19 protein-coding genes are annotated in these 26,439 nt (G+C 50.1%); 9 read left to right on the forward strand and 10 right to left on the reverse strand.

Translation table 11 applies throughout. The annotated features are described in order from the left end of the window. The first annotated feature begins 12 nt into the window (after positions 1–12). On the forward strand, positions 13–4,335 hold the full coding sequence (rpoC, locus tag H164_RS0110130; protein WP_025830058.1) for a DNA-directed RNA polymerase subunit beta': 4,323 nt from the start codon (positions 13–15) through the stop codon (positions 4,333–4,335). 480 nt (positions 4,336–4,815) lie between these two features. Here rpoC and H164_RS0110135 read toward each other — a convergent pair whose 3' ends face one another. Both H164_RS0110135 and H164_RS0110140 read right to left on the reverse strand, forming a co-directional pair. Further along, the gene (locus H164_RS0110135) at positions 4,816–5,628 is read right to left on the reverse strand and encodes a glycosyltransferase family 2 protein (RefSeq protein ID WP_019968509.1); all 813 of its coding nucleotides are present in this window, start codon (positions 5,626–5,628) and stop codon (positions 4,816–4,818) included. Continuing rightward, a complete protein-coding gene (locus H164_RS0110140) occupies positions 5,625–6,650 on the reverse strand; it encodes a CgeB family protein (RefSeq protein ID WP_019968510.1) in 1,026 nt (341 codons plus the stop codon). Before H164_RS0110140 ends, H164_RS0110135 begins: the two co-directional genes overlap by 4 nt. Positions 6,651–7,121: 471 nt before the next feature. On the opposite strand from H164_RS0110140, the gene priA reads away from it, so the two are divergent. Beyond that, positions 7,122–9,392 carry a replication restart helicase PriA gene (priA, locus tag H164_RS0110145; protein WP_019968511.1) on the forward strand — a complete coding sequence of 757 codons (2,271 nt, stop codon included), beginning with the start codon at positions 7,122–7,124 and terminating at the stop codon, positions 9,390–9,392. Positions 9,393–9,406: 14 nt separating this feature from the next. Here priA and H164_RS0110150 read toward each other — a convergent pair whose 3' ends face one another. The 3 genes from H164_RS0110150 to gltX form a co-directional block, all read right to left on the reverse strand. Further along, positions 9,407–10,948: an OmpP1/FadL family transporter gene (locus H164_RS0110150; protein WP_019968512.1), complete on the reverse strand. Its 1,542-nt coding sequence runs from the start codon at positions 10,946–10,948 to the stop codon at positions 9,407–9,409. A 536-nt stretch (positions 10,949–11,484) separates the two neighbouring features. Continuing rightward, positions 11,485–12,708, reverse strand: a complete 1,224-nt coding sequence (locus H164_RS0110155) for a 3-deoxy-D-manno-octulosonic acid transferase (RefSeq protein ID WP_026356340.1) — start codon at positions 12,706–12,708, stop codon at positions 11,485–11,487. A 39-nt stretch (positions 12,709–12,747) separates the two neighbouring features. Next, positions 12,748–14,265: a glutamate--tRNA ligase gene (gene gltX, locus H164_RS0110160; RefSeq protein WP_019968514.1), complete on the reverse strand. Its 1,518-nt coding sequence runs from the start codon at positions 14,263–14,265 to the stop codon at positions 12,748–12,750. A 94-nt stretch (positions 14,266–14,359) separates the two neighbouring features. On the opposite strand from gltX, the gene H164_RS0110165 reads away from it, so the two are divergent. Then, entirely contained in the window at positions 14,360–16,429 is a 2,070-nt protein-coding gene (locus H164_RS0110165) for an HD family phosphohydrolase (RefSeq protein WP_019968515.1), read from the forward strand. Between the two features lie 182 nt (positions 16,430–16,611). Here the strand turns inward: H164_RS0110165 and H164_RS0110170 are convergent, their stop codons facing one another. The 3 genes from H164_RS0110170 to H164_RS0110180 form a co-directional block, all read right to left on the reverse strand. Then, entirely contained in the window at positions 16,612–17,130 is a 519-nt protein-coding gene (locus H164_RS0110170; RefSeq protein WP_154652146.1) for a hypothetical protein, read from the reverse strand. A 208-nt stretch (positions 17,131–17,338) separates the two neighbouring features. Further along, entirely contained in the window at positions 17,339–18,559 is a 1,221-nt protein-coding gene (locus tag H164_RS0110175) for a DUF6261 family protein (protein WP_019968517.1), read from the reverse strand. A gap of 427 nt (positions 18,560–18,986) precedes the next feature. After that, positions 18,987–19,562: a hypothetical protein gene (locus H164_RS0110180; protein ID WP_019968518.1), complete on the reverse strand. Its 576-nt coding sequence runs from the start codon at positions 19,560–19,562 to the stop codon at positions 18,987–18,989. Between the two features lie 148 nt (positions 19,563–19,710). Here H164_RS0110180 and H164_RS0110185 point away from each other — a divergent pair, with 148 nt between their 5' ends. Next, a complete protein-coding gene (locus tag H164_RS0110185; RefSeq protein ID WP_019968519.1) occupies positions 19,711–19,950 on the forward strand; it encodes a hypothetical protein in 240 nt (79 codons plus the stop codon). After that, complete coding sequence (locus tag H164_RS0110190; protein ID WP_019968520.1) at positions 19,947–20,222, forward strand: Txe/YoeB family addiction module toxin; 276 nt, start codon at positions 19,947–19,949, stop codon at positions 20,220–20,222. Before H164_RS0110185 ends, H164_RS0110190 begins: the two co-directional genes overlap by 4 nt. A 134-nt stretch (positions 20,223–20,356) precedes the next feature. On the opposite strand, the gene H164_RS0110195 is transcribed toward H164_RS0110190, so the two are convergent. After that, positions 20,357–20,920, reverse strand: a complete 564-nt coding sequence (locus tag H164_RS0110195) for a hypothetical protein (protein WP_019968521.1) — start codon at positions 20,918–20,920, stop codon at positions 20,357–20,359. A gap of 102 nt (positions 20,921–21,022) precedes the next feature. Beyond that, positions 21,023–21,247, reverse strand: a complete 225-nt coding sequence (locus tag H164_RS0110200; RefSeq protein WP_248616198.1) for a hypothetical protein — start codon at positions 21,245–21,247, stop codon at positions 21,023–21,025. 448 nt (positions 21,248–21,695) lie between these two features. Here H164_RS0110200 and H164_RS16110 point away from each other — a divergent pair, with 448 nt between their 5' ends. From H164_RS16110 to H164_RS0110215, 4 genes are all read left to right on the forward strand, one after another. Further along, a complete protein-coding gene (locus H164_RS16110; RefSeq protein ID WP_320055093.1) occupies positions 21,696–22,997 on the forward strand; it encodes a tetratricopeptide repeat protein in 1,302 nt (433 codons plus the stop codon). Beyond that, positions 22,924–24,159, forward strand: coding sequence for a hybrid sensor histidine kinase/response regulator transcription factor (locus tag H164_RS16115; protein WP_081622288.1), 1,236 nt, complete (start codon positions 22,924–22,926; stop codon positions 24,157–24,159). The genes H164_RS16110 and H164_RS16115 overlap by 74 nt, the downstream gene beginning before the upstream one ends. 111 nt (positions 24,160–24,270) lie before the next feature. Then, complete coding sequence (locus tag H164_RS0110210) at positions 24,271–25,383, forward strand: AAA family ATPase (RefSeq protein ID WP_019968523.1); 1,113 nt, start codon at positions 24,271–24,273, stop codon at positions 25,381–25,383. Further along, positions 25,380–26,078: a DUF4276 family protein gene (locus H164_RS0110215; protein WP_019968524.1), complete on the forward strand. Its 699-nt coding sequence runs from the start codon at positions 25,380–25,382 to the stop codon at positions 26,076–26,078. Before H164_RS0110210 ends, H164_RS0110215 begins: the two co-directional genes overlap by 4 nt. The last annotated feature ends 361 nt before the right edge of the window (positions 26,079–26,439 follow it).

Raw genomic sequence — 26,439 nt, forward strand, 5'->3', positions numbered from 1 at the left:
TAAAAGATGAATATGGCTTTTAAGAAAGATTCAAAAGTAAAGAATAATTTTACGAAGATTACCATCGGTTTAGCCTCTCCCGAAGAGATACTGGAAAATTCGTATGGTGAGGTTACCAAGCCCGAAACCATAAATTATCGAACCTATAAGCCCGAACGTGACGGCCTTTTCTGTGAGCGCATCTTCGGTCCCACGCGCGACTATGAGTGCGCTTGTGGCAAATACAAGCGTATCCGTTACAAGGGCATTGTCTGCGATCGATGTGGTGTAGAGGTCACCGAGAAGAAAGTTCGCCGTGAACGGTCGGGGCATATCGAACTCGTTGTCCCCGTTGCACACATTTGGTACTTCCGTTCATTGCCCAACAAGATCGGTTATCTGCTCGGCATGCCGACCAAGAAACTCGATGCTGTCGTTTATTACGAGAAATATATCGTCATCAAGCCCGGTGTCATGGAAGGCAAGAAAGATGCGGATGGTATCGAACTGAACGGCTCACAAAAGATGGATCTTCTCTCCGAAGAAGAATATTTCGACATTCTCGACCATCAAGTCGACCCCAACAACGACTATCTTGACGACAATGATCCCAATAAGTTCATTGCCAAGATGGGTGCAGAGGCCATCTACGATTTGTTGAGAGACCTTGATCTCGACAGTCTGAGTTATGAACTCCGCGACCGTGCCAACAATGACAGCAGTCAGCAGCGCAAGGCCGAGGCGCTGAAACGCTTGCAGGTCGTAGAAGCCTTCCGTGCCTCACAAGGTATCAACAGACCGGAGTGGATGATTTTGAAGATTGTTCCGGTGATTCCTCCCGAACTTCGCCCACTGGTTCCGTTGGATGGTGGTCGTTTCGCAACTTCCGACCTCAACGATCTCTATCGTCGTGTCATCATTCGTAACAACCGTTTGAAGCGACTAATGGAAATTAAGGCACCGGAAGTCATTCTGCGCAATGAAAAGCGTATGCTTCAGGAAGCCGTAGACTCGCTGTTCGACAACTCGCGCAAGGCTTCAGCCGTGAAGAGTGAGAGCAACCGTCCGTTGAAATCCCTGTCCGATTCTCTGAAAGGTAAGCAAGGACGCTTCCGTCAGAACCTCCTTGGCAAGCGTGTCGACTATTCTGCACGCTCCGTCATTGTTGTTGGCCCCGAATTGAAGATGGGTGAATGTGGTTTACCAAAGCTGATGGCAGCCGAACTCTACAAACCGTTCATCATTCGCAAGCTCATCGAGCGCGGCATCGTGAAGACCGTGAAGAGTGCCAAGAAGATTGTAGACCGCCGCGAGCCGGTTATCTGGGATATTCTTGAGAACGTGATGAAAGGTCACCCCGTCATGCTGAACCGTGCGCCGACACTTCACCGTCTGGGTATACAGGCATTCCAGCCCAAACTCATCGAAGGAAAGGCCATTCAGTTGCACCCGCTGGCTTGTACGGCGTTCAATGCCGACTTCGATGGCGACCAAATGGCCGTCCATCTTCCATTGAGCAATGAAGCCGTGCTCGAAGCGCAGATCCTGATGCTTCAAAGTCACAACATTCTCAACCCTGCCAATGGTGCACCTATCACCGTTCCGTCTCAAGACATGGTGCTCGGTCTGTACTATATCACCAAGTTGCGTCCGGGGGCAAAGGGCGAAGGACTCAAGTTCTATGGCCCTGAAGAGGCCATCATTGCTCACAATGAAGGCCGTTGCGACCTGCATGCCAAGATAAATTGCGTGGTTGACGACTTGATTGACGGTAAACCCGTCCGTCATATGGTAGCGACTTCCGTTGGTCGGGTCATCGTCAATCAGATTATCCCTGATGAAGTAGGGTTCTTCAACGACATCATCTCAAAGAAAACCCTGCGTAGCATCATCTCCGATGTCATCAAAGCGGTCGGTATGGCACGTGCCTGCGCATTCCTCGATGGTATCAAGAACTTGGGTTATCGCATGGCCTACACTGCCGGTCTGTCGTTCAACCTCGACGATATCATTATCCCCGAGGAGAAGGCAGGCATCGTCAGCAAGGGACAGACTGAAGTCGACCAGATCAAAGCCAACTACGAGATGGGCTTCATCACCGATACCGAACGCTACAATCAGGTCATCGACGCATGGACACACGTTAACAACGACCTTGGAAACCTCTTGATGAAGCAGATGACAGAGGCCGACCAAGGCTTTAACGCTGTTTACATGATGCTCGACTCAGGAGCCCGTGGTTCAAAAGACCAAATCAAGCAGCTTTCGGGTATGCGTGGACTGATGGCCAAGCCGCAGAAAGCCGGTGCCGAGGGTCAGCAAATCATCGAGAACCCAATTCTTTCCAACTTCAAAGAGGGAATGTCCGTGCTCGAATACTTCATTTCGTCTCACGGTGCCCGCAAGGGTCTGGCCGATACGGCCATGAAGACGGCCGATGCCGGATACCTGACACGCCGTCTTGTCGATGTTTCCCATGATGTCATCATCACCGAGGAAGACTGTGGCACGTTGCGTGGCCTCGAATGTCGGGCATTGAAGAATGGTAACGAGGTCATCTCCACGCTCTACGAGCGCATCTTGGGCCGTGTTTCCGTCCATGATGTCATCCACCCGACAACAGGTGAGGTCATTGTAAGGGCCGGCGAGGAAATCAGTGAGGCCAAGGCCAAGGTCATCGATGAGTCACCTATCGAGATGGTTGAAATCCGTTCGGTGCTTACCTGCGAAAGCAAGCGCGGTGTCTGCATGAAATGTTACGGTCGAAACCTTGCTACTGCCCGCATGGTTCAGCTTGGCGAGGCAGCCGGTGTCATTGCAGCTCAGGCGATTGGTGAGCCGGGTACACAGCTTACGCTGCGAACCTTCCACGCCGGAGGAGTTGCCGGTAACGCCGCAGCCAATGCAAGCATCGTCGCAAAGAACGATGCTAAGGTCGAATTCGACGAGATTCGCACCGTTCCATTCACCGATGAGGACGACAAGGAGTGCCAGATGGTCGTGAGCCGACTGGCCGAAGTACGCTTCATCGACCCGAATACCGAGATTGTTTTGAGCACATTGAACGTTCCCTACGGTTCTTCGCTCTACTTCAAACAGGGCGATCGCGTGAAACAAGGCGACTTAGTGGCCAAATGGGACCCATTCAATGCCGTTATCGTCACCGAATATGCCGGAACATTGAAGTTCAAAGATGTCGTTGAAGGCGTCACCTTCCATGCCGAAACCGACGATACGACCGGTCTGACCGAGAAGATTATCACCGAGGCCAAGGACAAATCGAAGGTTCCTACCTGCGATATCATCGGCGCCAACGGCAAAGTGCTCGGCACTTACAACTTCCCTGTAGGCGGACACGTTGTCGTTGAAGACGGTGCAACAGTCAAAACCGGTGCCACACTGGTAAAGATTCCGCGTGCAGTTGGCGGTGCCGGCGACATCACTGGTGGTCTGCCGCGCGTGACCGAGCTGTTCGAGGCCCGCAATCCGTCAAATCCTGCCGTCGTTTCCGAGATTGATGGCGAGGTGACCATGGGCAAAGTGAAGCGCGGAAACCGCGAAATCATCGTCACTTCCAAGACAGGCGACCAAAAGAAATACCTTGTTGCGCTGTCACGCCAAGTGTTGGTGCAGGAGCATGACGCCGTCCGGGCGGGCACACCGCTGTCAGATGGTATCATCACACCAAGCGATATCCTTGCCATCAAGGGTCCGACGGCCGTTCAGGAATACATCGTTAACGAGGTTCAGGACGTATATCGCCTGCAAGGAGTGAAGATCAATGATAAGCACTTCGAGATTATCGTGCGCCAGATGATGCGTAAAGTGCGCATTGATGACCCGGGTGACACCACGTTCCTCGAGCAGGAAATGGTCGATAAGCTCGACTTTGCCGAGGAGAACGACCGCATTTGGGGCAAGAAAGTAGTGACCGACGCCGGAGACTCTGAAGTTCTGAGGCCCGGACAAATCATTTCGGTCCGCAAACTGCGCGATGAGAACTCCTCACTGAAGCGCCGTGACCTGAAACCCGTTCAGGTGCGCGATGCCGTTGCAGCCACATCGACCCAGATTCTACAAGGCATCACGCGTGCGGCCCTTGCAACCAAGAGTTTCATGAGTGCCGCTTCGTTCCAAGAGACCACCAAGGTGCTCAACGAAGCAGCCATCCGTGGCAAGCAAGACCGGCTCGAAGGCATGAAAGAGAACGTCATCTGCGGCCACTTGATTCCTGCGGGAACGGGTCTCCGCCAGTGGGACAAGCTCATCGTTGGCTCGAAAGAGGAATACGAACGCATGCAAGCCAACCGCAAGAATGTGCTCGACTTCTCCGAACAGAGCGTCGTTACGGAATAAATTTCCGTTAAGATAGCTATGAAAAAAGGCTATGACATTTATTGTCATAGCCTTTTTTGTTTTTCAATATCAGTCCTATTACCGCGCAATATAACCCATTTCGTCGCGCAATATGGCTGAGATTGTACTGTAAAATGGCTGATATTGAAATGCAGGATATAAGTTATTGATTTCCAATGATTAGTCCTTAAACTTTTGTTCTCTTAACGGCAAGCGGTATATCAAAGAAAATCATAGGATATCCAAGAATATTTTATAACTCAATATAGCTGAAATTGCAATGCAATGGGGCCAAGGCGGGTATGTAGGGACGCACGACTCGTGCGTCCGCTCAAGCAGAATAGCAAACGAATATGCATGGTTGTTAGGGCAAACACATGGGCCGTACATCCCTGCATACATTCGCATAACCCATAATCTCACTCATCTTGCGCTCCGACATGAGTGCGCTTGCATTGGGACACAAGCTGCAAAATGGGGCTATCGCTTGCCCGTAATGGCATAAAACACCTGCTTATGCCATGGACGCGAAAGGATTCTATTGAGCTGATCCTTGTATCGTTTCACCGTTTTAAGGTAAAACTCCTCGAAATAAGTGTCTTCGTTCTTCAGTATATGAATCAAGGCTGCCTCCGTATACTGCTCCATGATGGCCGCATCGCGCGTGATATTGCCGCCATGTATCCTGTACATCACGAGTGGTTTGTCGATGAAACACACCTTGGGGTGGCGTTTGAACACCTCCAGCCACATTACCCAGTCTTCTTTCGCCCGCAGGAAATCCTTGAAAGTGAGCCCGCGCAGTATCTCTTTCGTAAAACAAAAGCAATGCGGAGGCACCGTGAAATCGATGTCCCATTGCAGCAACAGGTTCTTATACGTGAAGTCGTACCTCGACAAATCGCTGAAAGGAGGCTGCGGCTTGCCGTTATGTTCTTCCGAAAAATTCGTGACCACGACATCGCATTTCTCCCTTTCGAAAGCCTTCACGCTCTCTTCGAGCTTTGTTGGTCGCAGGATATCGTCACCGTCTAAGAACTGGATCCATTCGCCTTCGGCCTTACTCAATCCCGTATTGCGTGCGCCGGCGCACCCTTTGTTCGCCTGAAACACATACTTGAAGCGGGCATCTTTCGCTTGCCATCCCTTGGCAATCTGGGCCGAAGTGTCGGTAGAACCGTCGTCAACGATGATACATTCCCAATCGGGACAAGTCTGCTGGGCCACACTGTTCAGGCATTCGTCGAGGAAAGCCTCTTGATTGTAGCACGTTACGATAACTGATGTCTTCATGTCTTACTGTTTGTTGCCTGATATGGAGGTAGGTCCAAGGCATACCTCAACCAGTTTGTGAAACTATATTTTTGCTTGATTTCTTCGGAAAGCGGCATGTAAGGACCCGCAAGGAATGCTCCAAGTCCATCGAAGCAGCCGTCTTCGACCACAAAAATGTTCTCCGGACGATAGAAGTCATACCGTTTGACACTCTTATTGTCGGTAATCAGCTTCTTACTATACCTGATAGCCTCGAACACCCTGAACGATAATCCACTGTGTTCGCAGGCCTTGATGTCGAGCAGTATACCTGCTTTTTGCGACGCTTTCAGGTAGGTAAGGAAGTCGACTCCCTTCTTTGAAAAGGTGATAATGGGGTGTTCGAACGCCACTGAACGCCACCCCAGCACCAAATGAATGTTCAACGTGAGGTTGTATTTCTGGAGTTCGTCTACCATCTTCAGCAGCGAGCCCACGCGGTTCTCTAAATAAGCCCCCGCATACATTACTTCCGTGGGGTTCACCTCTACATTGGGCATCGGAAAATCGAAGTAGAAATTGGTACACGACAGCAGGTTCGGGTAGCGCGACTTGTACTTTGGCGCGTCATTGGGGTCGAAAACAAAGAAGCGATCAAAGCAAGGTATCACCTCAAACACCCGCGGAAACCGCTCCAAACCGTCCCATTGGTAGCCCGTCGTCTTGACGGCAACGCGCAACAGCTCGTCGATGGTCGCCGGTTCCAGCATGTCGGGACGCATCACAATGGCATAGTCGAAATACTTCGAGTGGAAACGCCGCAGCACCTGCCCCACCCTTTTGGAATAATAAGCGGCTGCTATCCGCTTTTTATACTCCTTTCGGCCGAGAATATGCTTCAGCACGAAATTCACCATCAGCGTCTTGAACGTGTGCCTGAACTTGGGAGCCAGCACAATGGCCTTGTTGAACCCCAAATATTTGAGGTTTTTCTCGATGGCCTTGTAGAGTTCGAACTCCGGGGGCAATATGACGACGAGCTTCTTATCGTGATTTGTCATTTCATTAAACTTTACCAAACTCCGCTACAGTAGGAAAAATAGCTCGCTTTGGGCTAACAGACAATGGCAAAAGTCGTGCCACGACCTGTCGTTCGTGCCGGGTTGGCATAGAATTTTCTCGTATTTATAACGGAAAATCCTTGCATTTATTTCGTAAAAACGGGTTCTTGTCTCGCAGTAAAACCCGTTTTCGGTGGGTCTTGCAGCTGAATTGGCAAGCAATCTGATGGACAACTATTGCGCTGTCGGCTAGAAATAGCTTACAAGAGCCTTTAGTTGATATTACTCGCAAGGAAACATCGACGAGCAAGAAGCCTGAGCGGACGCACGAGCCGCACGTTCCAACATACCAACGAGGAAGCATTGGGGAGCAAGCTGGGCAGACCTTCTGCAAGATTGACACTATTCTTGGGGAGAATATTCTTATTATTCGATGTTTTAATCCTGTTTTTTCAGTAACTTTGCAAGCGCATGAAATATGTCGAGGTCGTACTTCCGTTGCCCTTGGACGGGCTTTTCACCTATTCCGTTGCCGGAGACTCGGAGACAATGGTAAGGGAAGGCTGTCGTGTACTCGTGCCGTTGGGCAAGAGCAAGCGGTATGTCGGCATCGTGATGCACGTGGTTGAGGTGGAACCCGCGTTCGATGTGAAGCCGATTGTAGCGGTGGTCGACCGACAACCCATCTTGCTTCCCCGGCAAATGCGGCTGTGGCAATGGATTTCCGACTACTATCTTTCGCCCTTGGGCGACATCTACAAGGCGGCGTTGCCGGCGGGATTGAAGGCCGAGGAGGGCTATAAGCCGAAGACGGAGACCTATGTCACGCTCGCTGAAGCCTACCGTAGCGAGCAAGCCTTGCATGTAGCCCTGAACATTTTGGCGCGTGCCACGAAGCAATTCAAGGCCTTTACGGATTTTCTTTCGCTGTCGCATTGGGACTCACTGTCGGGAAATACGGCGCAAGAACCATTGACTGAACTCACACGCGAAGAGCTGATGAACGCCGCGAACTGCTCTTCTACGGTCGTCAAGGCGCTCGTCGACCGCAAAATGCTCAGCCTTTACGAGCGAGAAGTGGGACGACTGAACACTTCCGAGGAGGCACAGGCCAAGCAAATAAAGCCTTTGAGCGAGGCGCAGGCCAAGGCTTTCTCGGCTATCTGTGCGCAGTTTGCGACGAAGAACGTCGTGCTGTTACACGGTGTTACGTCGAGCGGCAAGACCGAAATCTATGTGCATCTCATTCAACAAGAGCTCGATCGGGGCCGACAGGTGCTCTATTTGTTGCCCGAAATCGCCTTGACCGTGCAGATGATGAGCCGACTGAAAAAGGTTTTCGGCAGTCGTTTGGGCATTTACCACTCTAAATACAGCGACGCCGAACGCGTTGAAATCTGGAAAAAACAGCTTTCTGATGCGCCTTACGACATTATTTTGGGTGCGCGCAGTGCCGTTTTTCTTCCTTTTAAAAGCTTGGGACTCGTGATTATCGACGAGGAACACGAGACGAGTTTCAAGCAACAAGAGCCGTCTCCCCGCTATCATGCACGCAGTGCGGCCATCATGCTGGCGGCAATGTACCAAGCCAAGACCTTGCTCGGCACGGCTACGCCCTCGATGGAAAGCTATTTTAATGCGCAGCAGGGCAAATATGGGCTCGTGACGCTCTCCACACGGTTTAAGAACATCGGGCTGCCTGAAATCGAAGTCGTGGACATTAAAGACCTGCAACACCGAAAGATGATGACAGGACCATTCTCTCCTCGCCTGTTAGAGGCCATACGCAAAGCGATGTCCGAAGAAAAGCAAGTCATTTTGTTTCAGAATCGCCGCGGTTTCGCGCCAAGAATAGAATGTAAAGACTGCGGTTGGGTGCCGAAATGTACGAACTGCGACGTCACACTCACCTATCACAAGCAGTTCAACCAGCTCTCCTGCCATTATTGCGGCTTCACATACGGCGTTCCGGAGACGTGTCCCAAGTGCGGCGGCGTGCATCTCACGGGGCGAGGTTACGGCACAGAGAAGATAGAAGACAAGGTGAGAGAACTCTTTCCCGAGGCCCGCATCGCCCGAATGGACCTTGATACGACGCATACACGCAATGCCTACGAGCGGATTATCGACGACTTCTCGGCCGGCCGCACGAATATTCTCATCGGAACACAGATGATTAGCAAGGGACTTGACTTCGATAACGTCAATGTGGTGGGCATTCTCGATGCCGACGCCATGCTCAACTATCCCGATTTCCGTGCCTACGAACATGCTTTCATGATGATGAGCCAAGTGAGTGGGCGTGCTGGTCGGAAAGGTCGGCGCGGATTGGTCGTCCTACAGACCAAGAATGCAGACCTACCTGTTATCAATCAGGTGGTGAACCACGATTTCAAAGCGTTCGCCCGCGACTTGCTTGACGAGCGATCGCTGTTCCATTATCCGCCTTTCTACCATTTGGTGTACGTCTACCTCAAGCATGCCAAGAACGAAGTGGTAGAAACGGCCTCGCTGGAGATGGGCGGTCGGCTCCGACAATACTTTGCCGACCGTGTACTCGGGCCCGACAAACCCGCCGTAGCCCGTGTGAAGACGATGCATATCCGTAAGATTGTCATCAAACTTGAGAGCAGTATCGACCGAAACCGAGTGCGAGAGGCCTTACGTTACGTCCAAAAACAAATGATGCAGGACAAGCATTACGCCGCCCTGCACATATATTATGATGTCGATCCGCTGTAGATGCGACGTCAATCTCAGAAGTTGATGTCCACTCCGGCCCCGAATACATTGTTGTTTCGGTTGAAGTCGGCCTTGTAAGTGAGTGGTGTTCCGCCCAAGTTCTCGGTCTTATCGCTCTTGAAATGACTGTAGAACGTGTGGAAGTAGGCCAGATTGAGATCTACTTTCTTGCTTAGATGCAAACAGACACCTGCTCCGACAGAGTTGGAATTGGTAACAAACGACTTATCGTCCATGTATTCCTTGGTCAAACCATAGCTTGTGTTCTGCCAACCTGCGCTAACGGTCACCATTTTGCTTGCATCAAACTCCACACCGGCATTCCATTCCACCGTACCCCGCTTGAGTTTGTCCTCACGGTGCTGATATGAGGTGGCTTGCTTATCGAAAAAGTAATGGAACCCCGCGTTGATTTTCAACCCATCGACAGGAGTATAGCCCGCACCCACAGCAAGATAGGCCGGAATATCGCTCGCTATCTTCTTTCCGTCAGCAAATTCGCCGGTCGCTTCTTCTATCTTCTGGTCGAATTGCGTCTTGATGGCCTGCATTGCTCCTGAAATTTGAGGATTGGTCAGCACGGCTTGGGCCTGAGCAGCCGTCATTCCGGCCTTTACAAACATCACTCCCAAGGTGTTGGGCAGGTTACCGATACTTGGCAACTGGTTCACGGCCTCGTTCTTCAGGCGCATTCGGGTCTTGAACTCATATTTTGCGGCAAAGTTCCAGCGACCTGTTTTGTAGTCGATACCAAGAACAGGAGTGAAGCCCACGCCCGTTTGGTCACAGTTCAGCTGAATGTCCGAAGCATTTGTCTTGCTGGCGTCGAGCATTGTATAGAGCGGCACTTTTCCAACCCTGATATTACGCACGTAACCATAGTAGTTGCTCATGGCATATACGCCGCGAACGCCGGCAAATACGCTCAGGTCGGGGCGCAAACGATAGGCCGTTCCGAGCGAAAGACTGTAATAATACTGCCGACCACGCATATAACTGTCGAAAGCATAGGTGCCTTGCGTGCCAAACATACGGTCGCTGCTCAGTCCTAAACGGCTTCCTGTGGCGTGATCCAAGGCCTTTGCCAATCCGGAAACGCCCATTCCAATCTCACCGACAATCTTTTCAAACGACCCAAGACCGTTATCAAAGGTGCATTTTCCGCCACCTCCGGTCACACCGAACATGGCTTGAAACGAAAACTTCTTCCAGTTGTAGGCAACCTGAAAGGATGGGAGCACCGGTGCAAAGGCCGTTCCCTTGAATTCACGTGTGGTTGAGGCGTTGTTTTGGTTATGTCCGAAGAGCAGATAGTCGTTGTTGATCGTTCGGCTTTGGAAAACAAGCTGCCAATTCAATGAAAGATGCAACCCATCTTCCATAAATGCCACGCCAGCAGGGTTGGAATACACACCATCGATGCCGATGGAAGCCTCACGGCTCAACATTCTGTCGAAGGCTACATTTTGATTGGTGTTCGTCAGCAGGCCACCTGCCCACGTTGTTTGCGACGCTGAGATTGCAATTGCAATGAAAGCGAATTTTAATTTATTCATCTTTAAAAATCTTAATGAAATTCGTCGCAAAGTTATCTATATTGTTCTGAATGTCGATATAATTGTCGTTTATTTTAAAATCAGTTAACGTAACGAGGCATTATTCTTGCGCAAATCTCCTTTTTTGTGCAGGAATGTGGACGCAGTTGATAATAAATGGGGAGCATTTGTTGTTTGATTGTTGACGCATTTGATAAACCATGCGAGCAAATATGCACATTTATTTGAGTGGACGCACGAGCCGTGCGTCCCTACATACAATCAAAATGGTTCGTCGCATCAGTCCGATTGATAATCAACGACTTATATATTGCTTTTCAATCTCACCCATTTTACCGCGTAAAATAGGTGAGATTAGCGTGCAAGATGGGTGAGATTAGCGTGCAAAACAGCTGAAGTAACACAGCGAAAAAATGGAGAGTGGTGCACTTCCTCTTCATTTTAAGGAAGCATGCATGCGATTGCCGGTGAGTTGATAGGGTTATGAAGGCAATTTGCATTATCTTTTTAAGGAAACACGCATGGGGTTATTGAGGCTAAAGTGCGATGTCGCCAAGAATTCTTTCAGTGGATCCGATACGGCTTTTCACGAATTCTCCGGCATTGCGGCCAGTGGATTGCAGGAAAGAAGCATCGGTTTCGAACCGCATCATGAGGGTGCTGAACGCCTGATAGTCATCGATTTCAAAGCCACCCTGCGCCGTCATCAGGCCTTGAGCTTCTTGGAAATGCTTGTTATTTGGCCCGATGATGACGGGAATATCCCACACCGCGGCCTCCAAAACGTTGTGAATGCCCACGCCGAAGCCGCCACCCACATAGGAAACCGTACCGTAATGATAAATCGAAGAAAGCAACCCGAAGCAGTCGATGAGCAGCACATCGGCCGCAGAAACATTGGTTTCGGTGGCCTCCGAATAGCGAATCACCCGCCTACCTTTTAGCAAATCGAGGATTTCAGCAATGTGTTCCTCACTGACTACGTGTGGGGCCACGATGACTTTCCAGTCTTTATGCGTCGAGAAATACTTGAGGAAAATCTCTTCATCGGGCAACCATGACGAGCCGGCCACAAAGACTTTCTGCGCGCCGGCAGTGAACTTCTCGACGAGGGGCAGCCGTTTGCTGGCCTCTTTAATCTGGAGCACGCGGTCGAAACGCGTGTCGCCGACAACCTCAACTGCCGTTATTCCCAACCTACTCAGCAGAAGTTTGCTCTCTTCGTTCTGCACAAAGAAGCGCGTAAAGCACTTCAATACGCGCCCATAGCTGCGCCCATACCACTGAAAGAAAATCTGATCGGGACGGAAAATGCTGCTGACACTGTAGGCAGGAACGCCACGATGTTGAAGAATGTGGAGGTAGTTGTACCAGAATTCATACTTGATGAAGAAGGACATCACGGGCCTTACCGCCCTAAGAAAGCGGCGGGCGTTGCGTATGGTGTCCAAAGGCAGGTAGCAAATGATGTCGGCTCCGTCGTAGTTTTTGCGCACTTCGTAGCCCGAAGGCGAGAAGAACGTGAGCAAAATCTTATACTCCGGGTGCTCGTTCCGAATGCGTTCGATCAGCGGGCGCCCCTGTTCGAACTCACCGAGTGAGGCTGCATGGAACCAAACATACCGGGCATCGGGGTCTACTTTCGCCTTCAACAGTCGGATAGCCTGCCGTTCTCCGGCCCACATCTTTTTGACTTTCTTGTTGAAAAGGCTTGCTACAGCCACTCCGAACAAATAAAGATAGATTACGATTTGATACACGACCTTCTGTTGGTTTTGTCATTTTATGATGTTGCAGCCTTATTTCAGCACGTCGATAGCCTTGTGCAACCGCTTCAAGGTTTCTTCTTTTCCCAAGAAAGCAGAGATGTCGAACATGCCGGGGCCCTTGCCTTCGCCGACCAGCGTCAGGCGGAAAGCATTCATGATGTCGCCTAATTTGTAGCCTTTGTCCTCGACCCATTTCATCACGACAGGCTCCTGACCTGCCACGGTGAAGTCTTCAATGCCCTCGAGCACAGTTGCCAGCTCGCTCATCTGCCGGGCCGAATAGTCCTTCCAACGCTTTTTCACCGTCTTTTCGTCGTATGCCGACGGTGCAATAAAGAAGAACGAGCAAAGCGGCCACAGCTCTTTCACGAAGTTGACACGGTCTTTCATCATGTGAACCACCTGTGTAATGCGCTCCAAAGGCTCATCGACTCCATTGTTGGCAACGATAGGTGCGAAGAGTGTCGCTATCTCTTCGTCGCTCTTTTTCAAGATATATTCGTGGTTGAACCATATTCCTTTCTTGTAATCGAACTTGGCTCCGTGGAGCGAACACTTGCTGATATCGAAGGCATCTACAAGTTCTTCGAGGGTGAAAAGCTCTTGTTCGGTTCCCGGATTCCAGCCCAACAAGGCCAGAAAGTTAATGACAGCCTCGGGGAAATAGCCGCTTTCGCGATAGCCCGAAGCCACTTCTCCGGTCTTGGGATCGTGCCATTCCAACGGGAAAACAGGAAAACCGAGCCGATCTCCGTCGCGTTTGCTCAGCTTGCCTTTGCCTTCTGGCTTGAGCAACAAGGGCAGATGGGCAAACCGGGGCATCGTTTCTTCCCAACCGAATGCCTGATAAAGTAACACATGGAGCGGTGCACTGGGTAGCCATTCCTCGCCTCTGATGACGTGGGTTATCTGCATCAGGTGGTCGTCGACAATGTTTGCCAAGTGGTAGGTGGGCAGTTCGTCGGCACTTTTGTAGAGCACCTTGTCGTCGAGAATGTCGCTTTTGACGACCACTTCGCCGCGAATCATGTCGTTGACACGCACCTCCTTGCCCGGTTTTATCTTGAAACGAACGGTATATTGTGCGCCATTGGCCATCAGTTGCTGCGTTTCGGCAGGCGAGAGTGTCAGCGAATTGCGCATCTGCGAGCGCGTATGGGCATCATATTGGAAGTTCTTTATCTCGCTTCGCTTGGCTTCCAGCTCTTCAGGCGTGTCGAAAGCGAGGTATGCTTTGCCTGCATCGAGTAGCTGTTTCACATAGTCTTTGTAGATTTCGCGACGTTCGCTCTGACGGTATGGCCCGTGGTTTCCGCCGAAACCTACGCCTTCATCGAACTTGATTCCAAGCCAACGGAACGACTCGATGATGTATTCTTCGGCGCCGGGAACAAAGCGATGTGAGTCGGTATCCTCTATTCTGAAAACAAATTCGCCCCCGTTACGACGTGCAAAAAGGTAGTTATAGAGGGCCGTGCGCACACCGCCGATATGCAAAGCACCCGTAGGGCTGGGCGCAAAACGCACCCTTACTTTTCTTTCTGACATTTCTTCTGACGATATTTTTGTGCAAATTTAATATATTTTTTTCAGTTTTGCGTATTTTTTTAGTATTTTCGCAGGGTAAACCAAATGCAATCGAATGAATATATTCAAGAAATATAAGCGCGATTATTGGCGCAATGCGACCATACGCCTTACTTTAATCTTCGTCACAGTGGTCATTATCGTGTGGTTCATGCCCCGCAATTACGGTCAACAACTGCGCTATGACATTGGGAAACCCTGGATGTACGGTTCTTTTATCGCCAAGTTCGACTTCCCAATCTATAAGACCGACGAAGCTATCAAGGCTGAACAAGACTCGGTGATGAAGACGTTTCAGCCCTATTATAATTACAACAGCAAGCTGGAAAAGGAAGAATTACGACAGTTCTACCATGATTTCAGCACGGGAATAGAGGGCGTTCCGGCTCCTGTCGTACGCGAATTGGCCAACCATTTGCACCGACTTTATCAGGCAGGTATCATCAGTACGCCCGAATATAACGGTATTGCACGCGACACAACCGGCATGGTTCGCATCGTCAACGGCAAGGAAGCCAAGAGCGTTTCCATCAAAAACATCTATTCAACCATGGCGGCTTACGAGTCGTTGTTGCACAATCAGATGCTCGTTCCCTATCGTTCTATCCTGCAACGCTGCAATCTGAACGACTATATCTCGCCCAACCTGACCTATGACAAAGAGCGATGTGAGGCCGAGAAGGCAGACCTTTTGGGAAGCATTCCCTTGGCCGGAGGCATGGTGATGAGCGGACAGAAGATCATTGACCGGGGCGAAATTGTCAACGATTACACCTATCGGGTGTTGAGTTCCTTTGAGCGTGAGATGCAAAGACGTAAGGCCACGGAGGCCGAAATCACCAATACATTGATCGGACAAATCCTGTTTGTCACCCTGTTGGTGGCCATCTTCACCCTCTATCTGCATCTCTTCAGAAAAGATTATTTCCAGAAATCGCGCAACATTGCCATGCTTTATGCCATCATTACGGTATATCCTATCTTGGTATCTCTGATGGTCAGTCACAGCATTTTCAATGTTTATATCATCCCATTTGCCATTGCTGCCATCTTTGTTCGCGTGTTCATGGACTCCCGAACGGCCTTTATCGTGCACGTGGTGATGGTGCTTTCCTGCGCAGTAGTGGTCAAATATCAATACGAATTCATCATTATTCAGCTCATGGCTGGCCTGATTGCCATCTATTCATTGCGCGAATTGTCAAGTCGTTCGCAATTGTTTAAGACGGCACTCTTCGTCACAACGGGGAGCATCGTGGTCTATATTGCCTTGCAACTCATGCAGAGCAACGACTTCTTAAAAATGGACCGCGACATGTATATCTTCTTTATCGTCAACGGAGTCCTGCTGTTGTTGGCCTATCCGCTGATGTTCCTGATTGAGAAGATGTTTGGTTTCGTCTCCAATGTGACGCTCATCGAACTTTCAAATACCAACAAAGGCGTGCTGCGCGACCTGAGTGAGATTGCACCGGGCACCTTTCAGCACTCCATTACGGTGGGAAACATCGCCGCAGAGATAGCGAACTGCATCGGAGCCGACAGTCTTTTGGTGCGTACCGGTGCCCTCTATCACGACATAGGAAAGATGGCCAACCCCGTGTTCTTCACCGAAAACCAAGCCGGAGTGAACCCCCATGACAACATGAGCTACGAGGATAGTGCCAAAATCATCATCAGTCACGTGACCGAAGGCCTGAAACTGGCCGAGAAAAACAACCTGCCCACCATCATCAAAGACTTTATTTCAACCCACCACGGGCGCGGTGTCACCAAGTTCTTTTATATCAAATACAAGAACGAACACCCCGATGAAGCGATCGATATGGAGAAGTTCACCTATCCCGGTCCCAATCCTTTCACACGCGAGCAGGCTATTCTGATGATGTCCGATGCCGTGGAAGCAGCCTCACGTTCATTGAATGAATACACCGAAGAGAGCATCAGTCAACTTGTAGACAGGCTTATCGACGGACAAGTTGCCGATGGTTTCTTCACAGAATGCCCCATCACGTTCCGCGACATCACGCTGGCCAAGAAGATTATCATCGCCAGATTGATGGCCATTTACCACACGCGAATACAGTATCCCGAACTGAAGCCGAAGGCGAAAGAGGAGAAATAGAGTGCTCACCTCCGCCTATGCCGAAGAAAGGAGAGGCCGAGCTTGTGTGCAAGACTTGTCAGATGCGGTTTTTTTTAGCCAAATTGCAACACGATTTCAGTCCTATTACGCGGTAATATGAGCCATTTCACCGTGCAATAGGACTGAAATTAAAACGAGAATAAGTTGTTGATGGTCAAAATTCACTCACTCTTCATCGGTTTTCCCAGATAACTGATGCTCAAAGTGTGTTCTTTCGCGTCGGCACCTGCCACACGTCCATTCTCAACATGCAGTGAGAAGACGGTCTCGGGCGTGCCCGTTATCTTCAGACTGCCCGAAAGGAAGACGGGAACATCCGTCAAATGGGGGTCAGAAACGGTGTCGATGACCTGCCGTCCATCTGTTGCATAGTAATCCACCACCCAATAAAACCCACTGTGGTTCTCTTCCTTCCTGACAAGGCCCACGGTCCTGTCCGCATGAACGTTCGTGTTCCACTGCACCTCCACGCACTCGTTTGCCGAGAGATAGAGACAGAGGCTGTAGTTGCCGTCGTCATCGTCTTTATATTCGGTTCTGACCACCTGTTTCTTCACATTGTCGATGATGATTTCATTTGCCCGACCCACCGTTTCTTCGTTCTTCCGGCCGGTTATACGGGCAGCCAACACCTTGTTCCGTCTGATTTCGTTGGCTATGGCAAACAATCTTCCTGCCATACTTCCTTGCAAATCGTTTATTCTCATAATGTCATTCGCCCCCGTTATACCCTCCTTATTGACAAGGGAACGCCGTGTCGGGGCTCGGGCGTTTAGATCATTACATTTAACTTTCTTCTTTTTATTTATTTGATTCGGATAGATTTATTCGCCCTGCAGTCTCATTAACTCGGCAGGGCGAATACTCAAAGGAGCCCGCGCCAGCCCCCTACTTCTTCACCTCGGCCGTGCCGTCAATCCTCACGGCAAACGTGTGGGCATTGCCGTCGCCCGTCTTGCCGTTGCTCTTGCCCACTTGGGCCGTGGTGACGTCCACACGATAGCGGCCGCTCTCCATGTCGATGTCGTAGAGCAGGGTGCCGGCCTTGCATTTCTGATCTTTGCCCACGTTGGTAGTGAAGAAGACGCAGCTGCCGTCTTTGTCGTAAGACACAACCCAATAGACGTCGCTCTCGCGGGTCATGTCGTTGACCCTCTTGTTGCCCTCCGCAACGAAGTACACGCAGAGCATCTCCTTACCCGCCGCGTCGAACTGCAGGGCGAGGAAGTGTTTGTCGTCGACATACTTCATGATGGTGGCCTTGACGACGGTCTTCCGGACTCCGTCTATCAAGATGCCTTTCTCGCTGGGCTCTTGCCCGATGCCACCCGTATCGGGCTTCTCATTCTTGCCCTTTTTTCCTTTTTTGTCTTTGGGTTTCTCGCCGTCGCCCGTTCCGGGTTTCTTCTTGTTTGCGGCCTTGCGCAGGGCGAGGGTGAGATGACTGTCGGCCACCATCTTGTTGTAGCGGGTGATAAGGTCAGCCAGCCCAACCGTATCGGGCAACAGGTCGGCCAGCGACTGCATGCGCAGCACCACGGCATTGACAGCCTCATCGGTGGCAGCGCGCAGCCTTTTCAGGTCGAACTCTTTGCTGGGCGGTGTGGCCGAATAGTGTTTGAGGAACATGGCCGCAAAGGCTTCGTTGTCGGCCACGAGCTGGTCGAGGTCGGCCTTCGCGCCGATTTTGGTCACGAGGGGCTTGTACTTGGCACTGTTCAGGTCGTCGGCAAGGTTACGGATACCCGACGTTTCCTTATTGTTGCTCTGCGCCGCCAATTCGGGATAACGCCTCATCACCTTTTCCACCTCGTCGGCCGCAGCCTGCACATCAGTCGCACGGCGATGCCTGGCCGCCCGAACCGTGAATTGCAGGGCACGATACGACTCGTCGCGGGCAGCGTCGAGCTGCCGTATCTCTGTGATGAACTCCTTCCCGCGGGGCAGGTTCAGTGCCTGCTCTTCTTTGTCGATGCAGGTTTTGAGTGCAGGCAACAATGCGTTAACTTTTTCGATGTTGGCCTCCGTGCAAATGGCATGCAGGTTGATGGCAAACTGTGAATGCTCCAAGTTTTGGAGAGCAACCTTCTTAAAACTGTTCACTTTCATGATGGTTAGTTATTTAATTGTTAATCGAATGGACTCTGCCGTGGCAGAAGTGTCGTTTTTTTAATTTTCATTGTCGCCTTCCATGGAAGACGAATGTTTTTTGTTTCTTTTTTTAATGTCTTCCATGGAAGACAAGAGTTATTTCTTGCTTTTATTGTCGTCTTCCATGGAAGAAAAGAGGTGATTGTTAAAAAATCCTTTGTCTTCCATGGAAGACGACCGTCCTTTTTACATTTTTTTATTTCTCCCGTGGAAGAAAACATTTTCTGTTAAAATATCCTTCGTCTTCCATGGAAGACGAGCGTCTTTTTTACATTTTTTCATTTCTCCCATGGAAGACGGGCGTTTTTTCTCTGTTCAACTCCTTTCCGCCGTGGTGGAAGCCCCGCGCCCCTTTGATTTCCTTGTTTCGGGGGGGATTGGCGTTTTATGCCTTTGTCATCGGGCCGCTGTAGCTCAATACGAGGGTATGCTCCTTGCCGTCGGTGCCTTTTACGCGCCCGTTTTCGAGCTTGATGTTAATGGTGCCTTTGGGGTCGCCGCTCATGGTGAGCGTGCCGGTTTTGAAGACGGGGTAATCCTGTCGGTCGGGCTTGCCCCAAGTTTCAATGATTCGCTTGCCGTTGGCATCATAGTAATTTACCGTCCAATAGAACTTTCCTTTGTGCTCCTTTTCCTTTTTGGTCAGGTCGACGGGGCTGCCGGTCATGTGCAGGTCTTTGTTCAGAAATATTATCACCTTTTCCTTACGGTCGGCCGAGAGGTAGAGGTAGAGGCTGTAGTTGTCGTTGCCGTAGTCTTCGTATTCGGTCATGAGGATGGGCTTCTTCGTGCCGTCGATGGTTACGGTACCGGCTCTGGGTGCGGGCGGGGGAGGTGTTCCGCCGCCGTTGTCGTCGTCGTCACTACTCGAGCAGGCGGTAAACGCCGCGCTCATCATTACCACTGCTGCAAGGGCGAAAGCTGCTTTCGCACAGCTTGCAAAAAAACTTGTTGTTTTCATAAATATTCGTGCCCCCCTGTTAAAAACTCCTTTCGGAGTAACGCCGTGTCGGGGCCTCGGGCGTTGGGTTGTTGATATTAAAAATATGTTTTGTTGTTCTTTTCGGGAAAATCCTTTATCTTTGCATCATCATCTATATGTTACGATTATGACAAGCATGGAACTCAACCAAGAACTTTTCCGTCAACTCGCTATCGTTGCAAGCGACGAGAATCTCATGCGCAAGACCATCAAGGCCATCAAGCGCATCATAGAGAAGAAAGAAGAACAGGATACCACGGAGATGACCCGCGAGCAATTCATGGCGCGCGTGGAACAAGCCGAACGTGGCAAGACTCTCCATTTTGATAGCGTTGAAGACATCGACCGATACGTGCGCAGCTTATGAGATACGACGTGCAAATCAAGGAGCAGGCTGCCGACGATCTGAAACGCCTTCTGCGTAGCGAACCGAAAGCCTACAACAAGGCGCTGCAACTGATAACCGAACTTTATGAACATCCCACCAGCGGCACAGGGCATCCCGAACCACTGAAAGGCTACGGTGCCAACTGCTGGAGCCGACGCATCACGCAGAAGCATCGATTGGTTTACGATATCCGCGCTACAGAAGTAGTGGTGATTGTGCTCACGGCTTTCGGCCATTACAACGATAAGTAGTTCTTGCCACTCTTCTCGCTTCGCTTTCATTACGCTCGATAGTTTTTCCATTTCTTCCCTTGGGTTATCTCCCTCACCCGTCTTCGCCGATGTTCCAGCAGGCGGGTGAGGGATTTTTCGTGTCGCGCGGGTGTTTACTTTTCCGCTGTTCCTTTATAGCTGATGGCGAGGGTGTGCTTCTTGCCGTCGCCAAAAAGCCCCGACGGTGTCGTTATCTCTCCGCCGGTGAGCTTCACCTCCACATCCTTCGTGGCGGGATTGACGTTGAGTTTCATCGTGCCGTTCGAGAACTTGTAGTCATCATTTTTCGCCTCTTGGCCGGAGAAGAGCCATTTAGAGCCTTTAAGTACCGTTACGCTCCAGCCGTCGCTTTCTTTGGTTTTCTGCTCGGTGAGGTTGATCTGCTTGCCGTTGTGCATCGAAGTCTCGAGCGCGATTAACACAGTAGTGGCTTCTTTTCCGGCTTCAAGTTCCAGACTTAGCCAATAATAATGGGGGTTGTCTCCTACATTGGTCAGCGTTGCCTTTTCAACTTTTATCTCCACGCCGTCGAGGGTAACAGTCTGCGCCTTGGGTTCGGGCAGGTTGTCGTCGTCACTGTCTTTCGAGCACGAGGTGAACACTGCGCTCATCATCACTACTGCTGCAAGGGCGAAAGCTGCTTTCGCTGCGCTTGCCAAAAAACTTGTTGTTTTCATAAATATTCGTGCCCCCCTGTTAAAAACTCCTTTCGGAGGTAACGCCGTGTCGGGGGCCCGGGCGTTGGGTTAAGAATTACACATTATATTATATATAGGCATTCAGTTGATGAAGAACTTCACGATGCTGTGCCACAGTGAGTGCCTGCATGGCGAAGCTTTCTCAGGCGGTGGGTGCTCCGGGCGGCCCGTTTGCACCACACCACGTCGGTCGAGTTCCGTGTCGATCATTTCATGTATCGTGCCAAGCAACTGCAAATGGTCTTCCGAAACTTGCATGTTGTGCTGCTGTTTGCTGCCTTGTTTTTCATCTCGTTGTTGTTTCATATCCATCTCCTCTCCTGTTTCATTGTTCTCTGTTGCAAATTTAAGCACGAAAACAGCAAAGCCACCTATCACCATCGGACAAAAAGTTATCAATATCGGACATTTTTCATCTTCCGCCGACCTATCACCATCGGACATCGACCCTATCTAACGCACTAATATATGATGTTTTAACAGTGATAGGTTTAAACTATTTAACAACCTTCTTTTTTCCGCCCTCGAACATGATTTGAAGTACAACCGAACAGAACCGGAAAATGGGCGAAACGAACTTGCCGACGCTTCGATTGGTCGGGGCTGCAAGAAAGAAACCTTGCCCGTGCGACAGAAGTTTTGCAGGAATTTAGTTGCCAATTGACAGAATTTCATTATCTTTGCAAACAGAAAAGCGGCGAACCCGGCACACGGAGGTCACCCTTTCTATAAACAACCCTAAAATATGCCACGCATGAAGCACTGCAACCATCACACGTCTGATTTACAGTTCCTCCATCGGTTTTTCCCTATTTTTGAAAAGAAACGCCTCCGGCAGGCTTTCGTTGCATCGGGATTCCTCCTCTTCATTTGCCTGTTGGCGGCTTCGTGCAAAAAGCAAGCTGCCGGTTTCACGGCCGAAGAACGGCATGTTGCCGACAGCATCGTGCGTGCCACGCATGGCATCGAGGCGCTCACACGGTTGCAAAAACAACAGGAACGCGCGGGAAACAAGCTCGGCAACATCATCGCCCTCAGAGAACTGGGCAAGGAACTGCGCAACGAAAGCCGCTTCGAAGAGGCAATCGGCTTCCACAGCGAGGGACTCCGGTTGGCCGAAGGGGCCGGCGACACGTTGGAATGGGTGCAGGCTTTGAACAATATCGGGACCGATTACCGGCGCATCGGTGTGCTCGACATGGCGCAAGAATACCACACCAAGGCGTGTATGCTCAGCGAAGAATGCAGCGATACTTCGTTTACGGCCCGGAAAAACCGCGTGGTTTCGCTCAATGGATTGGGCAACATCTATATGACTCTGGGCAATCATGAGCGGGCAACCGAGCTATTACGCCGGGCATTGAAAGGCGAACAAGCCCTCAACAGCGACATCGGACAGGCCATCAACTATGCCAATTTGGGTTCAATCTTCGAGCAACAAGGAAGAACCGACTCGGCTTGGGTGTACTATCACCTGTCGATGGCGCACAACCAAAGGGCGCACAACACGCTTGGAATGGCACTCTGCCATAACTATTTCGGTTCGCTTTACGAGAAAGCACACCGATATAACAAGGCCATCAGCGAGTATGAAACCTCTTATCAACTGATGAAGGACTCGAAAGACGAGTGGCATGCCCTGAACACACTCATCGCCTTGGCCGGCATATCCAACGCGATGCACGACGAAGCCAAGACCTTAGACTATCTCAGCAGGGCGAAACCGATAGCCGAGCGTATTCTTTCGAAAGAACATCTGGCCGACATCTACACCCTGTATTACAAGCACTACAAGCGAACCGGCGACCATCGCTCGGCACTCTACGCCCATGAACAGGCCACAAACCTGAAAGACAGCGTGCTGGACATGGAAAAGATGAACCGTATCCAGAACATAAGCTTGAACATCGAGCGAAACTTATCGCGATTATGCCCACAGTCGCAACATCAACCTGCAGTTTCTTGCCAAGGAAACCGTGGTCATGGACTTCATTCCCCACTATGTAAACAAGCTGATGAACAACCTGCTCTCCAACGCCTTCAAGTTTACCCCTGAATACGGCAAGATCGACGTTTCGGTGTGGCGCGAGAAAGACCATTTGTTCATCGACATTACCGACACAGGCGAGGGCATGGACAAGGAAACGGCCGCTCATGTGTTTGAGGCTTTCTATCAAGGAAAGAACGAAATGCAGCACATCGGGACCGGTGTGGGCCTTGCACTCGTCAAACAAATCGTGGATGCCGTGGCTGGAAGCATCACGGTAGAGAGCAAAATAGGCAAAGGTTCCACTTTCCACGTCTGTATTCCCATCCATAACACCGTAAAACGGAAGGCAACCGCTACGCCGGAAACCATCAAACCGCTTCTTCCGAAACTCAAAGCACCGCTCGCAGAGAGCGAACACAAGGAAAACGCCTGCCAGCTGCTGATCATTGAAGACAATGCAGACATTGCCGCTTACATCGGCGGGCAGTTTGCCGACCAATATGCCGTGTCCTACGCATCAAACGGTCGTGAAGGGCTGCAGAAGGCACAGGAGTTGGTGCCCGACCTCATCATCACCGACCTGATGATGCCCGAGATAGACGGACTGGAAGTGTGCCGACAGGTGCGCACCAACGAGATTATCAGCCACATTCCCATTATCATTGTGACGGCAAAAATAACGGAAGAGGAACGCATCAAAGGCATAGAAGCCGGTGCCGACGCCTATCTTTCCAAGCCGTTCAACAGCCAAGAACTGCAAACACGGGTAGAGGCGTTGCTGACAGGACGGAAACTCTTGCAAGAGAAGTTTGCAACAACGATGGAACTCAACGAAAACGAAGAGCAAGACAGCGAACTGACCACCGATGCCGACATGCGTTTCCTCATCAAAGTGACGACGGCCGTCTATCTGCAGCTCAATAAAAACAAAGAAATCGACGTGGCCTTTCTCGCCTCGAGCATGTGCATGAGTCCCCGACAGTTCCACCGTAAGATTCATGCGCTTACAGGTTACGCACCGGCCGCCTATATCCAGCGGCTCAAAATCAAGAAAGCCCGCAACATGTTAGACAAAGACATGATAATAAGTTTCACGGAAGTGGCCTATCAATGCGGCTTCGATGCCTATCCGAACTTTGTTCGGGCGTTCAAGAACGTGTGTGGCGTGACGCCAAGCGACTATCGCAGAGATCAAGCTACGCTCGTTTCAGACACAGCTTCCAATTAAAGCGCCGCCCGATTTCAGCCCCGATGGCAGGAAAAACATTGACGGTCGGTACATATTCTGGGAGAAAATCGTAACTTTGCACATGCATTCATTCAGGAAATAAGACAAATCATGAGACGTAATGATATCAAGTTAAGAAAGGTTACCATCAGAGGTTATAAGTCCATTGCTTATGACTATCCTGTCACATTGACCTTACACGACGTGAATATCCTGCTGGGAGCCAACGGTGCAGGCAAAAGTAATATTGTCAGTTTCTTTAAAATGCTCGGCTATATGATGAGCAAAGCGTTCGCCAAATACGTAGAAATGGCCGGAACATCAAGTAGTTTGCTTCATTATGGTGCCAAACAAACTCCCGTTATGTCTGGGACACTGGAATTCTCTGACCGTAATTCCGCGGATACATACACGTTTTCTCTTGCCAATGCCGCACCCGACCGCCTGATTGTAACCGAGGAGCGCGTGACTTGGCATAAACAAGGTGTAGAAAAGCCTTTTAATAAAACACTTGAACCCATTTTCAAGGAGTCGGCATTGATGGATTGCAAGGACCAAACTGCCCGTTCAATCTATCAATTACTGTCATTTTGTAAGGTTTATCAGTTTCACGATTCTTCCACAGAGGGACCGTTACGCCAAGCATGCCCCACCGAAACGGCCAATTACCTCCAGTCTCACGGCAATAATCTACCGTCTTTCTTACTATACCTCAAAAAGAACCATCACAACGCTTATCAACGAATCGTGCAATATGTCCAAGACGTGGTACCACAATTCGAAGACTTCTATCTCGAACCTTCAGGAAACACCATCTCACTACGCTGGATTGACACTTCTGCTACCGACTATCGCTTCAATGCATACCAGTTTTCTGACGGTTCGATACGCTTTATTGCCTTGGCAACATTGCTGCTTCAGCCCTATACAACCATGCCGAGAGTCATCATTTTAGACGAACCTGAGCTCGGACTACACCCTTATGCCATCTCACAATTGTCCGAAATGATCAAAGATGCAGCCATGCACACACAAATACTGATTGCCTCACAAAGCAAAGATTTGGTAGATTATTTCGAATTGGACAACATCTCAATCGTGGAAATGGAAGATGAGCACACCGTAGTGAGGCAATTGAACAGCGAAGACTACAAATTATGGCTGGAAAAATATACCGTAAGTGAAATATGGGACAAGAACCTTATAGGAGGAAGGCCCGTATGAAGACTCACATCATACATGTGTTATGCGAGGGACAAACCGAATTAAGGTTTGTAGAAAAGGTGTTCAAGCCTTATCTCATGACCCAAAATGTAACCAGCGTAAAGGGGATTCTCGTGACAACTAACAAAAAGAAGAACGCACTTGGGGGAATGGTGAGTTATCAACACGCTGAAAACAACCTCAATATACTTCTTTCTTTGAAAGACAATGCCCATGAACACCACATTTTTACAACCATGTTCGATTTGTATGCATTACCCTCAGACTTTCCGGGATATGAAACAGCCATGTGTATTGCAGATAAATACGAGCGTGTAGCAGCCCTTGAAGCAGCCTATTCCTTGAAAGTCGGCGACAACAGATTCGTCCCGTACATTCAATTGCATGAGTTCGAAGCTCTTGTCTTATGCGGATTGAACTATCTGCCCGACCAATATGCAGGCTGTGAGAAACGATGTAAAGAGCTCATCAAAGCGCTTGCAGACAGTAACGGCAATCCCGAACTTGTGAACGACGGGCCAAACACTGCACCAAGCAAGCGTATCATCCGGGCTATAGAAGATGGAACGGAAAGATGCTATCACTATAACAAGGTCGTTACGGGTGCATACATCACTGGTAAAGTGGGCATGGAAAGACTGCGCAGTCAATGCAGACACTTCAACGAATGGATTGAGAAATTACTCCATTCTTAGATGTTGTTTCCCTTCTTCTGTCCCCGTAACTTCCAATATGTTCCATATCACTTTTCAATCTCAGCCATATTGCGCGGTAATATGGTTGAGATTAGCGTCTAATATGGCTGAGAATACACGGTAAAATGAGTGAGATTGAAAAGCAAGATGCAAGTCGTTGATTGTCAATCTGAATGCATGTTGGGACGCACGGCTCGTACGTCCACACAAACAAACATGTATTTAAGTCTTCTATCCTGCTTGAACGGACGCACGGACCGTGCGTCCCTACATACCTATATCAGCCGTATTGATGCGTAAAATGATTGATGGGAAAAGCTGCACGAATGCATGTAGGGACGCACGGCTCGTGCGTCCAACC

Source organism: Segatella maculosa DSM 19339 = JCM 15638 (genome assembly GCF_000382385.1).
Taxonomy (GTDB): Bacteria; Bacteroidota; Bacteroidia; order Bacteroidales; family Bacteroidaceae; genus Prevotella; species Prevotella maculosa.